At 48.0% G+C, this 13,605-nt stretch carries 10 protein-coding genes; 4 read left to right on the top strand and 6 right to left on the bottom strand.

Going from position 1 to position 13,605, the window contains the following annotated elements; all coding sequences use genetic code 11:
- Positions 1-149 precede the first annotated feature (149 nt).
- Positions 150-2,042 (top strand): cytochrome c3 family protein, encoded by a 1,893-nt coding sequence (locus B0475_RS12045; RefSeq protein WP_077412116.1) that lies wholly within the window; start codon positions 150-152, stop codon positions 2,040-2,042.
- A 54-nt stretch (positions 2,043-2,096) separates the two neighbouring features.
- On the opposite strand, the gene B0475_RS12050 is transcribed toward B0475_RS12045, so the two are convergent.
- Positions 2,097-2,675 carry a hypothetical protein gene (locus tag B0475_RS12050; RefSeq protein WP_077412117.1) on the bottom strand — a complete coding sequence of 193 codons (579 nt, stop codon included), beginning with the start codon at positions 2,673-2,675 and terminating at the stop codon, positions 2,097-2,099.
- 186 nt (positions 2,676-2,861) lie between these two features.
- The gene (locus B0475_RS12055; protein WP_077412118.1) at positions 2,862-5,045 is read right to left on the bottom strand and encodes an HzsA-related protein; all 2,184 of its coding nucleotides are present in this window, start codon (positions 5,043-5,045) and stop codon (positions 2,862-2,864) included.
- A gap of 181 nt (positions 5,046-5,226) precedes the next feature.
- Here B0475_RS12055 and B0475_RS12060 point away from each other — a divergent pair, with 181 nt between their 5' ends.
- On the top strand, positions 5,227-7,320 hold the full coding sequence (locus B0475_RS12060) for a TonB-dependent receptor (protein WP_198538230.1): 2,094 nt from the start codon (positions 5,227-5,229) through the stop codon (positions 7,318-7,320).
- Here B0475_RS12060 and B0475_RS12065 read toward each other — a convergent pair.
- Together B0475_RS12065 and tmpT are read right to left on the bottom strand one after the other, a co-directional pair.
- Positions 7,298-8,260 carry a Tll0287-like domain-containing protein gene (locus B0475_RS12065; RefSeq protein ID WP_077412120.1) on the bottom strand — a complete coding sequence of 321 codons (963 nt, stop codon included), beginning with the start codon at positions 8,258-8,260 and terminating at the stop codon, positions 7,298-7,300. The two genes, B0475_RS12060 and B0475_RS12065, sit on opposite strands and share 23 nt — an antisense overlap.
- 96 nt (positions 8,261-8,356) lie before the next feature.
- Positions 8,357-9,010 carry a thiopurine S-methyltransferase gene (gene tmpT / locus B0475_RS12070; protein WP_077412211.1) on the bottom strand — a complete coding sequence of 218 codons (654 nt, stop codon included), beginning with the start codon at positions 9,008-9,010 and terminating at the stop codon, positions 8,357-8,359.
- 322 nt (positions 9,011-9,332) lie between these two features.
- On the opposite strand from tmpT, the gene B0475_RS12075 reads away from it, so the two are divergent.
- Both B0475_RS12075 and B0475_RS12080 read left to right on the top strand, forming a co-directional pair.
- On the top strand, positions 9,333-9,563 hold the full coding sequence (locus B0475_RS12075; RefSeq protein ID WP_077412121.1) for a hypothetical protein: 231 nt from the start codon (positions 9,333-9,335) through the stop codon (positions 9,561-9,563).
- A 245-nt stretch (positions 9,564-9,808) separates the two neighbouring features.
- On the top strand, positions 9,809-12,757 hold the full coding sequence (locus B0475_RS12080) for a ligand-binding sensor domain-containing protein (RefSeq protein WP_198538232.1): 2,949 nt from the start codon (positions 9,809-9,811) through the stop codon (positions 12,755-12,757).
- Here B0475_RS12080 and B0475_RS12085 read toward each other — a convergent pair.
- Positions 12,748-13,410: a glutathione S-transferase gene (locus tag B0475_RS12085; protein ID WP_077412123.1), complete on the bottom strand. Its 663-nt coding sequence runs from the start codon at positions 13,408-13,410 to the stop codon at positions 12,748-12,750. The genes B0475_RS12080 and B0475_RS12085 overlap by 10 nt on opposite strands.
- Positions 13,403-13,597 (bottom strand): YwbE family protein, encoded by a 195-nt coding sequence (locus B0475_RS12090; protein WP_077412124.1) that lies wholly within the window; start codon positions 13,595-13,597, stop codon positions 13,403-13,405. Before B0475_RS12090 ends, B0475_RS12085 begins: the two co-directional genes overlap by 8 nt.
- Positions 13,598-13,605: the final 8 nt, after the last annotated feature.

Raw genomic sequence — 13,605 nt, forward strand, 5'->3', positions numbered from 1 at the left:
TGACCAAAACATGATTTGATTCTGATTTAATTGCAACACCAGCAATATGACCAAGGCTGTGCGTCGTGTCTGTTGGTAGGAATAATGAGCTCGATGCTGGTTTTTTTGCTAAGATACGGGGCTCATTGAATTCAACTCATAAATCGTTCATGGTTAAAAAAATCATCTATTGGTCTTTGTTTTTGGTGTTGTCAGTCAATCTCTATTGGTTCTGGCAGGCTCAGGTCAAAGCCGCACAGCAACCGGTTGATTTCAGTCATGAAACTTATGTGGGTTCAGAGTCGTGTGTGGATTGTCATAAGGACCGGCACCGCAGTTGGTCGAAAACGTATCACCGCACCATGACTCAGGAAGCCACAGCAGAAACAGTGGCTGGTGACTTCAATGGAGAACCACAAACATATTGGGGCTATACGATTCGTCCGGTCAAACGCAACGGACGGTTCTATTTTGCTTATTATGACGGCAACAATGATGCCTTTCTCAATGAAGTGGAAATCCTACGCACTGTGGGTTCCCGCCGGTATCAGCAATACCTCACGCAAACCCCATATACCGAGGGTAATTTTTATCGGCTTGAGTTGCTTTGGCACATTGAAGATCAACGTTGGATTCACCTCAACGGTGCATTTCTTGACTCCGATCAACAAAGCTTTTCACAGCACAATGCCATTTGGAACCAAAACTGTATTTTTTGCCACAACACAGGCATCAGTCCTGGCATGACCAATTATGACCAGTTGACGACGCTCAGTCAGTCTGGTCATCAGATAGATGTGTTCAATGATTCACGCTTTCAGTCGGAGGTGAAGGAGTTGGGCATCAGTTGTGAATCTTGTCATGCTCCCGCCAAAACCCACACAGAGGTGAGCCTCAATCCGATCAGGAAATATTACCTGCATTTTGCAGATCAGACAGATCCCAGCATCGTGCATCCGCAAGAAATCGGCCAACAGGAGTCGTTGAGTGTATGTGGTCAGTGCCACGGTCAGAGAACACCCAAAGACCTGTCTCTGGCCAGAACCTGGATGGAATCAGGGCCCACCTTCCGTCCAGGAGATGATTTGGAGGGTCATGTTAACCCGGTTTACCGTCACAGTCAGGTAGCAGGTCAGCCTGAAGATGTCTTTGCCGCCCGTTTCTGGGCTGATGGCACCCCCCGCTTAACCGCTTATGAGTATCAGGGTATCATGCAGTCAGCTTGTCAACAGGACAGTTCATTTACCTGTATGAGCTGTCATGATATGCACGGGGGAGATCCCAAAGGCATGATTGAACCGGAAATGAGAACCAACCAGGCCTGTGTTTCCTGTCATCAGGATTATGTGGCTTCACCGGCTGAACACACCGGTCACGCAGCTGAAAGTACCGGTTCATTGTGTTATGACTGCCACATGCCTAAAATGACCTATGGCATCATGACCTTTCATCGTAATCACCGCATTGAATCTCCGGTCAGTCACCAGGAAATGGCCATAGAAAAGCCCAATGCGTGTGTTGCCTGCCACCTGGATCAAACGGACCAATGGTTGTTTGAGCAAAGTCATGAATTGTGGCAGCAGCCGATTCCGGCAACCAGCCGGGGACAGGTTCAAAGCCTGGTGGAACTTCATTCCGGTGACCCGGTGCAACGGGCGCTGGCCGCCTATCAGATGGCTCACCAAATGAATGCTTTACCCGCTCAGCAACGCCTGTTTCTCATTCCACATTTACTGCTGGCGCTGGAAGATTCCTATCCAGCCATCAGGCGATTTGCGCACAAAGCATTGATGGTGATTTTACAGGCCAATGAAGATCGTTATCCGGAATTGATTCAGCTGAAAACAATTGCCGAAAAGTTTGACTTCATCGCTGATCAGAACCAAAGGGCGCAGTTACTGGGTCAAATGAAGCAATGGCAGGCGCTCACTGACCTCAGGCACTGGCCGACCGCTCCTGAAGGATCAATGTTATTGGTAGGTCACCGCATTGACTTTGCGCAGGTCGATGCATTGCGAGCAGAGGCTCTGCGCAGTGATAAAGTGATTCACATTGGCGAGTGATGTGGGTTCGGAGATTTTTCAGTGGCTTTACCCTTCTCTTGCCACAGGTGACGGCTAGCGAAAAATGAGCTGAACATCGCTGGCGGTTTGATTGGTATAAATCAGTAACTGGTATTCATTGGCCATGGGTGACAGGGTTGCACTGGTGGTGACCGTTTGACCGGCATCAACGGTGGTCACCACATAACCCCTGAGCAGCCACTGATCATCTGTGGGTCGTTGAGTGTCTGGTCGGTCAACGAACAGCTTTGCCATTTGCCAGAAATCCATTTCAACCGGGCTGTAAATATGAAACACACCATCGCTGACAGAAGCATCAATGTTGACCCTGAACGGTTGTTGCTGATACAGCAGGTTATCGGTACTGGCCACCTTCAGACGAAACAACCCTTGAAATTCTGCCAATACAACGCGACCTGTGACAGCAGGTTCTGAATGACTGGAAAAGTGACTGCTAAGCTGTTTGCCGATCCCGCTGGCTTTTCCTGAATTCGGGTCTGGTAACTGCGCTACAAAATGATTGTTTTTCAGGTAGGCGGTTTTCAGGTGTTGGGCTTCGTCGGTGTGATCACTGGCCACTAAGACCCGCGGATTGAGCAGGCAGATGATTAAGGCTAAGATCGACATTTTCATCAGGGATTCCGTAAGTGTACTCAAACTATTAACCCTTCAGGCAATATTTCACTGACAAATGATTTTCGTGTGGCTGCGTGGGTGACTCAATTGATAAAGATCTGGCCAGATAACATCTTCATTGACTGATAAAGGCAAGCCGGATGTTCACCTCTTCAGACTCGGTACAGCCACAGAGGTATTGCATCACTCAAAATTATCAGTAAAAATCAGGTCATCAAAGGCCAAATCCCAGTTTCTGAGCAACTGTCTGAAGGCCTCAGCTTTGATGGTCGAGGGCAATTGACCAGCCTGGTCGAGCTGGTTCACACCATGGCAACCACCACAAGCACGGATCTCACCGGGTTGGAAACTGATCCAATAGCGTTCTCTCACCACCGGTGTTCCCTGTGGATCCAAAGATTGCCAGCTGATGGCTCTTCTGGCTGGCAGGAAAAAGGCCACCGAACCGTCAGCAAAGACTTCGGCACTGCCAGGTGGTGACCCTGGTATGTTGGCATTATTAGCTGCTGCTGCCGGGTCATGCAGGTATTGAGCTAGCACCCTTTGACCCGGATCTGGATTGGTCAATCCTCCCTGACCCCGGATTTGATCCCCCTGAAAGAACTGCATGTGGGAGACCTCGTAAATTGTGCCCGGGCTGCCAATGGTTTGATGTGCACTGCCGGCCACTTTGATGTTGTACGGTTGTTGTTTGTCCAGTTCATCACGGGTGGTAACATCACGCATAACCGCCACCGCCAGTCCATGGGTTCGCAGGTAACTGCGGAACAATGATTCATCAATGTTTTCTTCGGCAAAAATCTGCGCTTCCGGGCTGAGTAGGGTTTCTGTGGTTATGGGTTGTACACTGCGACTGACGACTTCCACTGGTGACAGTTCCCATAAAGGCCCATTGTAGGTGACCAGTACATCGGGGTCATAATAACTGATGTTGGCATCGCCAAGATTGGTGAGTCTTTGGTTGGGTATCCGGTGGTTCTGGGCGTTGGTTGAAAGGGTTTTGATGGTGAAGTCATAGCGTGGTTGAGGGTTTGGCCGGGACCCATCGTTACCGGCTCCACGGGTTTCCGAGGTGTGTGCAGCAAGTATTTGCCCGTCATTAAGCATCACAGGATTGCGAAAAAATCCCACATGTTCAGGAGGTGCCGGATCACCTTCACCAACGACATCAGCGGTGGCCGGGTGACTGAGGTATTCCACAGTGACCTGTGCAGGATCGGCGCCTGGTGGAAGGTTAAAGGCAATCAGCTGGCCGCCAGAATGCGTTTGAAATTCAGGCGCATCAATACCCACATAACGACCCGCCTGATTGGGATCTTCAGTGATATGGAAAACATTCAATATGCTGTTCTGGTTGGGTCTTGAACCATTGGCAATGAATTCAATCACATTGCCATCGTCATTGATGCTGCGGTTGAAATAGCTGTGAAATTCATGCCTGCCAACGTGGTTAAGGGTTTCTTCTTCGGTACCGTCCTGGTTCAGTTGCCATGGAAAAAAATGATTGATCCGGTGACCTTCCAGGTTGGTGCCATCAAGCAAAGCTGTCTCTGCTGGCCTGGGTTCAGGAAAAACCTCGTCCACATTGGGCAGAGCTTGCGCACCGGGGAATTCACTGCTGTAATTGAAGGCGCCATTGACATTGTTGGGTGAGGCTTGCTGATCCCTTTGCAAGTGATCCCAGCGGGTGAAAACCAGCCTACCGAAACTGTCGATGAAGGGCGTGAATGAGCCGGAAGGCGAATGTTGCATCAGGGTAACCTGATTTCCCTGTATTTTCCACAGGCCGGTGTTGGTCGGGGTGGATTCATATTCATCGTACTGTGGGTAGTTGTGTCTGGCTTTGCTGCGCGGCATGTCCGATGTAAAAATGATGCTGTCATCAGAACCATAAATGGGGGTGATGTTGTTGTAATCTGCTGGTTGTCCGCCGACCAGTTGAATGTTGACCTGGTCATTTTGTCCCAGACCACTCACTTCATAAATTTGCCAGTAATAATTGTTGTATTCAAACTGTTGTGGAGCACCAATCACCATACTGAATAATGCCCGCTCACCACTCCAGTGTACCTGTGGATCACGGACTGCTATGGCATCATCGCCCTGAAAGCCAGTCATGCCATAGCCGGCTTCTGCAGTCAGGTTACGCAAAGTGCCGTCTGGATACTTGATGTACAGGTGGCCTCCACGTCCGGCAGAAGACATGCTGGCGGAGTGGTTGGCAAAAGTAGAGCCAATGGTGGCAAAATCAGCAGCGATTGGAAACTGGGTGATGAACATGATGGGGTTATTCAGGTTCAACTGACCTGCCTGGCTGTTTCCGGAAATCATTGCCATCAGGCAACAAAGTAGAAATGCGATTCGCATATATGTGTCCAGGATTTCAATCCTTCATTTTAGCAGAAGGCAGCCAGGCCATTTGTGATTAACTCCTCACTCCGGGCAATGCAAAGGAGTCGTCTTTCTTGTCATCAGGCTGCGGCAATATGTCACATGTTCAGTGAGGGTTGATGTAATTACAATGCCGGTCACAATTAATGGAGAATCAATGATGACGTTGCACATAAAAATCGTGTGGCTGCTCAGTAGTCTGAGCGTATCAGCTTTGTCATTCGCGGCCGATGAATCCGTGAGCGATGATGAGTTCGATGAACAACTGGAACCGATTACTGTGGAAGGAGAGGTTTACCGGCACAACACGGTAAAGCTCTTGCCAGAAGCCAATTCGGTGATGCTGGACACCGCAACCGTATTGAAAAAAATGCCTGGCGCCTATGTTAATCAAAACGGCGCATTGAGTGGTATTGCTCAGTACCGTGGCTTGTCGGGTAACCGGGTGAATGTCAATGCAGCAGGAACCCCCGTGATGACTGCTTGCAGCAACGCCATGGATGCGCCAATGAGTCATGTCCCAGCCAGTCTGGTCGATGCAGTGGTGCTGCAAAGAGGCATCAGCCCGGTCAGTTTGGGTATGGAAACGTTGGGAGGCAGTATCAATGTGGTTCCCAGGTCTTTGAATCAGTCAGGCAATGGTTTTTCAGGTGATCTTAAACTTGGATTGAGTTCGCCGGGAGCAGGCCTTCTGGGAGCTGTATACATGCAACAACAGTACCTTAATCACGGGTTCTCTTTGGGCGTGGATGTTGAACAGGCGGAGAATCAGGAATTCCCTGATGGAGCAATCGTTTTCACAGGCCTGGAACGTGAGTATTACAGTTTGGGTTACCAATATAATCACGATCGAACCCAGGTGAGTATCGATGTTAATTACAATGACACCGGTCAGACCGGAACGCCTTCCTTACCGATGGACATCACTTATGCACGAGGTGGTATCACTTCAGTGGAACTGGCAACCGCATTGAATGATGAATGGCAGTTAACCACTCAATTGGATCATCAATCAACCAAACACCTGATGGATAACCATCGTCACCGAAGTCAGACCATGGCGGGTTCCCGTGAATCCATGACCCGGGTAAAAAGAGATGCGGTTGCAGTCAATGCCCTGCGCACACTCAGCCAACAAACTTTATCCTGGGGCATTGAATGGGACCAGACCCACCAGAAAGCTGAAATTTTTAATCCATTCAATGAGGCCTTTCAAATCACCAACTTTGATACAGAACGGGACCGCTACAGTGTGTTTTTTGAACACCAATGGCAGATCAGTCAGAGCCATCAATTACTTACCGGATTGCGGTGGACACACATACAAATGGATGCTGCAGATGTATTCAGTTCAGTGGCTGGTATGCCATCGCCAATGGGCCAACTACATCAAACATTACAGGACCGCTTCAACTCTGCAGATCGCTCCAAACGTGATCATCACCTGGACCTGGTTATCAACTGGCAACACAACATCCGTTCGGGTTTGCACATGAAATATGGGATTGCCGTAAAAAACCGGGCGCCAACCCATCAGGAAAGATACCTGTGGTTGCCACTTGAAGCCACTGCTGGATTGGCTGACGGCAGACAATACCTGGGAAATTTGGATCTTCAGTCTGAGCAGGCCATTCAGTTTGAATGGGGATTGTCGGTCAGTGGTGAACGTTTTTCCATCGCGCCACAGGTGTTTTATCATCACATCAATGATTACATTCAGGGTACACCCAATGAAACCATGCCGGCACCTCCAGGAACATTGCGATACGACAACGTCGCAGCAAGGCTTTACGGCATCGATGTTGAGTGGTCCTATCGTTTCAGTGAGCAATGGACCATGAATCAGGTTGTCAGTCTTGTCAGGGGTGAGCGAAGGGACATTGATGATCACTTGTACCGCATAGCACCACTCAATAGTTGGTTGAATCTGGTCTACCAATCTGACAATTGGCAGTTCGAAACTGAATGGATGGCTGCCTGGCAGCAAAACAGAGTCTCTGCGGCCAATTCAGAATCGGCCACCTCTGGTTATGGGGTGGTGAACCTGTCTGTTGATCGCACCTTCGGGCAACACGGGCGTGTGCGTTTGGCAGTCAATAATCTGTTTGATCAATTGTATTACCAGCACACCAATGGCTATAACCGCAACAACCGGAATGTGGACGTGGGTTTTGATGGCTCCAATTTACAGGCTTTCCGATTACCCGGACAAGGCCGTATGCTTGAACTTAATTATTTTCATCGCTGGTAATGTCATTGGCTGGTTGGGCAGCAGCAGTGGTAGCTTGGCTGATGACCCAGATTCCCCTGAGTTGATTCAAATCATAGCCAATGGCCTGATCATCAGGGTACAGGCGTTTTAATTCATTGAGGGTCTGCGGTGTCATGTGAATGTCAGGCTGACCATGACATTGCAAACACATGGCTTGAGTGGTGATTGGAATGTATACTGTGTCCCGATTATCCTGACGCAGCAACTTGGCTTCCGGTGACTTGCCTTGTGATAACTGATGCTTTGTGGTCTGAATGTACGTCAGTTCTGATTGATTGGCCGCATTGTTGGGGTTGCGGTTTTTGTCAGACACCCGTTTGATCTCAACGCCTTGTTGTTCAGCCACTTGTTGAGTCAGGTTCATGGCGTTTTCATGACAAAATCCCAGTGCCCCGATGGTGCCTTTTTGATTGATGGCTGTCAGCAGGTTTTTACCCAGCTCCGCTTTGGCAGCCAAGGCATGGGTCTTACTTGTCTTGAGTGGGTCAGCGGTATCTTGCTGATGAATCACTGGGTTGCTGACATTGGCTTGCCGTTGATGACCCGGCGCACGCTCCGGATTATGGTATAAATAAGTGGCCACTGCTTTGGCTTCTGAAAGCGATATATTCAACTGTGGCATCAGGCCAAATTTTTGCACGGCGCCGGGCATTAAACTGTTTTCTTTGCTGGGCTGTGTGATGAATTGACTGAGGTGATTGATGAAATCAGTGGCTGATTTGTGTTGTCGGTGGTAATGCTTTTGAACAGCAAACATGGGAGGGGCTACCCGCTGTGTACCTGTTGTGGGTTGACTGTGACAGACCTGGCAAAGGGTCTGGTATAAAGTCTTGCCATTTTCATGTAATGAAACGTTGTCGCTGATGGCGTCTGTGGACAGGCCCAATAGACTGATTAAAACAATTCTGGCTTGCATCATGGTCTCCTGATTCGGGAATGATAAAACACTTATTATATAAGATATTACTAATATATAAAACAAATGATTTCCCAGCTCATGAGCTGAACGACGAATTTATGCTATGGGCTCTGATTCTTTGGAAAGAAGCCAACAGGTTTCCATTGCTGGGCAATGACCTTTTAATCCGCCCTTGACCGGTCCTTCATCCAGGTGATGGATGGTGTAATGGTTTGCGTACAAAGACCTGATTTCAGCTTCAGTCACAGAGAAAGGAGGTCCGTCCATATCGAACTGGTTATAGGCAAAACATATCAGCAACTGTGGTGCCATGGCGGTAAGGGAAGTGATGTGAACTGCATATTGCTGACGCATTTCTGTGGGTAAAGCCACCAATGCGGCACGATCAAATGTGGCATCAACATGACCCAGGTCATTGACCTGCAAGGCAAACAGATCACCGGTAAAGACCTTCAAAGGCCCGCTCATGTATATTTTCAGCAAGCCTGAATTCTGAACATCAGGTGTTACTTTGAGACGATCAAATAATTGCTGAACCGCTGACTCATTGAGCTCTGAACCAATCACTTGATACCCTTGCTGGAGTAACCAGTCAATGTCTCTGGTTTTACCACACAATGGCAGGAAAAGCCGTCCATTGGGTGTTAAATTCAACTTATTAAGGTATTTTATCAACCAGGGATTGGTGTCTGATTGGTGAAAACCAATCTCATTGTTGTTCCATTTTTCGTGCCAGAATTGATGTTCCATGTGGTTTTCAGCTAAGCAAATCAAAACCATTGTGGGTACATTTACGCTGTGAGTCAACCTGATTCAGCGTGTGAAGACCGGTTCATCCGGTTTGCGTTTGTTCAATTGGCATTCGATTTGATATGGTGTTCGGTGATTGGGTGTCAGAGAGCAATGGATGATCAGCAAAAAAAGTAAGAAAATATAGACATCTCACTCAGAAATCATGGGTGTCGATCGTGTATTTGGATGAATACAATTTGAGCATCAGCAGACTGTTGGCAAGCAATGGTCATGTCTGAACAGTGAGTATACAAATCATTAACTTTGTGGGAAAAGGAAAATGTCTAACAGTCATGAACTCATCAGTTCCATCAAACAACGACGTGAATCATTCAACAGCAAAAAGCGTTACGAATTGCACGACCGGGTCAAACAATTACGGGCAGAAATAGTGAAGAATTCATTTCAGGAAAAACCTGATATGAAGTTGCATCAGTTTTTGATGTCACAGCTGAACAAAGCGAGGCGACAGCTTTCTTTCAGTGACCAGGTACGTAAAGAACTGGCCTGAAAACGGTACTTTGACAATAAAAAAGCAACCTGATGCATTCAGGTTGCTTTTTTTTGTGATTTGGTACAATGATTTACATTCTCACTCAGGTCAACAAATGACAACGTGATACAATGATTCTGTGATATCGGCTTTCGGGGACCCCCTGAGCTGCGGTTAAGTGTGTGGAGAAGAATATGTGTGGCTATCCGGTGTGCCGAAGGGCATGGGATGTGATCAGATTATTAACAAACCTGGTGGGCCTGATGACTTGCTGTTCAGTGGTTGCCATGGATGTTGGTCAATGGCGCATCAATGAACTGGGCGTGAATGATGGATTACCGGATACCACGGTTTATTCAATGGCCCAGGATCAGGCAGGATTTATGTGGTTTGGAACAACCAACGGGGTGGCCAGATACGATGGTTATGCGTTCAGGGTTTTTCAGCATGATGGCGCCGATGAGGGCACCATTAGCAATAACAATGCGGGTAATGTCTTTATTGACGGTAACAATCAGTTGTGGATTGGTACTTTTGGTGGCGGGGCCAATAAAATAGATCTGAACACAGGTCATATCCACCGCTTTCCCTATACCAGCCATCGGGTTGAACAGATGCTGGCCGAAAATGTACAGACGTTTTACCAGGATATCAGTGGCCACATATGGGTTGGAACCTCAGTGGGCTTATATAAAATGGACAATGATCAGCCGATTCACATGGAAGAGTTGATCAGTGATGATGAATTGTCTCACAGCCGGATATGGGATATCACCGGCGATCCGCAAGGGCACATATGGGCCGGCACTTCGGTGGGTTTGATTCAATTGAATCAACAGAACAAATCATTCCAGCATTTCACCCTTCCGGATGAGCTGAATTTTGACATCACTTCCAATCAATTCAGGGTACTTAAGCTGCATCAAAATACCTTGTGGATCGGGTCCGCCAGTGGATTGTATGAATTTGACATCAGGCAGCAAACTTTCAGGCACCATCAACTAGGGCCAAACACCGTTAAAATCAATGACCTGTTGGTGCATGAAGATCATTTATTGATCGCCAGTATGAGTGGATTGTATCAGTTTGATTTACAGGCCAAGGCTTATACACGCCTTAACGGACAACTGTGGCAGGCGATGAATCATCTTGATATCAGAGCGCTTTATGCTGACCCTTCCGGGTTGTTGTGGCTGGCAACCAGAGACAGTGGGGTTCTACAACTTGATCCCCAAGGTGGTCTGTTTGGTCATCATCTGGAGTACCTGAACGAAACAGATATGAATGAAAAAAGTAAGCAGGTTTGGGCATTGGAAATCAGCCATGATCAGCAATTGTTGTTGGGCACCTCTGATGCCGTATTCCAGTTGCAGGATAACCAGCTGAAACAAACCATCAGAGCCGTTAGTCAGCCGGCCTTACCTGGAATCATCAGAGACATCGCCACGACCGCAGACGGTAATTGGCTGGTAGGCAGTGAGGGGGTTTTCTGGCAACCTTTGAACGCACAGCAGGCTGAATACATCACAGATCCCTTTGATTTGGTAGGGATGGAGCCAACGGATGTGTTTTCAGTGGCGGTCAGCCAGGCGGGCGAATTGTGGCTGGCACTGTATAACATCGGTGTACTTCGCTGGCACCCTGATACCAGCCATGCTGAGTTGATTCAGCATTACGATGGAGGACCTCTGAATGATTTGAACCTGAGCCATGTGTTTGTGGACAGCAATGAGGACATCTGGGTTGCCAGTGGTCTGGTGGGATTGTTCAGGTATCGCTTGAGTATCAATAAACTGGAATTATTCAGTTATGATTTTGCTGAAACAACAGGGCTGATGTCAAACCGGATTAGGGACGTACTGGAAGACTCTTCGGGCCGGCTTTGGGTGGCTACCGAACGTGGATTGAATCAGTTTGATCATCAATCACAATCCTTCCATGCGGTGATGCCTGAAGATCCTGTCATTGGAAAGTCCATTTATGCCATTACAGAGGACAGCCGGAAAAACCTCTGGCTGACCCATCAGTTTGGTGTCAGTCGTATGGATTTAGTGAATCAGGCAGTCAACCATTACCAATTGAATGAAGGTTTTATGACGGATGGTTTCATTCCCAGAGCCGTGACCATAGATGACAATGACATCCTGTATTTTGGCAGCGTTAATGGCTATTATACGTTTAATCCCAATGAACTTGGTATGCGGCGCACATTTCAGCCGGGCTTTTTACTCACGGAAGTGGCCATTGATGACCGGCCATTGCCTTTTTCTGCACTGGCAGTTCAGCCAACTGAATTCAAAATTGATCATACCCAGCGCACAATTGCCTTTACGATGGCAGCGCTTGATTATAAATCTGCCGGGCAAATTCAGTACCAATATCAGTTGAAAGGATTGCATGATGACTGGTTGAACGTCTCAAAAAGCCGCCAAATTGAGTTCAGTCAGTTAAACCCCGGTGATTATCAATTGGCCCTGAGGGCAGTGAACAACGATGGCAGTTGGCAGGATCTGACGAAGAACATTTCCATGGCGGTGTTGCCGGTATGGTGGGAACGCAGTTGGGTAAGGGCACTGCTGATTATGGCTGTATTACTCTTAGCCTGGGCAATCCATTTTTACCGGACTTTGAAAATCAGGCAGCAGAACCAAAAACTGGAGGCAGAGGTGCAAAAGCGCACAGCAGAACTGAGTGAAGCCAATGCCAAATTAAAAGCAGCGGCACATTCTGACTATTTGACCGGGCTGAATAATCGCATGGCTTTTGTCAGTGGTTTTGAAGAAAAGCGTAAGGCATTGGGTCAGAGCAGAAAAAACAGCACCATTGTGATGGCTGACATTGATCACTTTAAACTGATCAATGACCAATACGGTCATGCAGCAGGTGATGAGGTGCTCAAGCAAGTGAGTCTGATCATGAAAGCCATGATCCGTGAAGGAGATTTGATGGCCCGGTGGGGTGGTGAAGAGTTTATTTTTTATTTTGATCGCATGGATGCGGTCAGTACCCAGCGACTCATTGAGCGAATCAGACAAAGGATTGAGCAGTCGGACATCCGTTATGAAGGCCATTTGATTCCTGTGACTTTGACATTTGGAGTCTGTCAGCAAAAAGCCGGACAAAGCCTGAATGATTGTATCAATGCTGCTGATGATGCCTTGTATCAAGGTAAAAAATCGGGTCGCAATCAGGTTGTGGTCAATCAATCCTGACTGGTTTCGCTGATAAGGAGACCCGTTGGAAAAGCATAACGGTTTCCGTCATTGAACAATTTGAATTTGGTCATACTGATGGTGAACCAGTCGCTGTTAAGCAGCCGATTGAGCCACTTGTGCAGATGTGGCCAGGGTTGTTGATCAAACCAGCGCTTATCGACCAATGCGTACTGTCTGATGAATGGCATCAGTGCAATGTCAGCCAGGGTGACCTGATGACTCACTAACCATTTGCATGTGGTCAGCTGATTGTCCAAATCATTCAGGTATTCAAGGGTGAATTTACGGTGTTGTTCAGGACTTTTTTCAGGGTATCTGTCGGCATATTTGTAGGCATCAAGCAAAGGTTTGAACTGTTGATCATTGCGGTTGATCCAATCCATACCGGGTGTTAGATCGTCCAGCCAATTGTGGGGGTCATGTTGTTGCAGCGCCCACAGCATCACATTCAGGCTTTCATCAATGACCTGACCATCGGTGGTGATCAGCACCGGCACCGTACCTTTTGGAGAAACCTCCAGCATGTGACCGGGTTTGTCCCTCAGCCATATTTCCCTGAGTTCACAATGGATGTTGGCATAAGTCAGCGCCATGCGTGCACGGATGGCATATGGGCATCGCCGGAAGCTGTAAAGCACCGGATCAGTCATGAATGGCCTTGACCCGCCCCACCACACCAGTGGTCAATCTGACTTTGATACCATGTGGATGGTTGGGCGATTTGGTAAGGATGCGGTCAATGATGCCCCGGGTGAGTTCGCCGCTGCGTTGGTGGTGTTTTTGAACCACAGACACATCCATGCCTGAGGACAATTGACTTCGGGTGTTGCCTGACATCTGCTTTC

It is taken from the genome of Marinicella sediminis (genome assembly GCF_002000055.1).
In the GTDB taxonomy this organism is placed as follows: domain Bacteria; phylum Pseudomonadota; class Gammaproteobacteria; order Xanthomonadales; family Marinicellaceae; genus Marinicella; species Marinicella sediminis.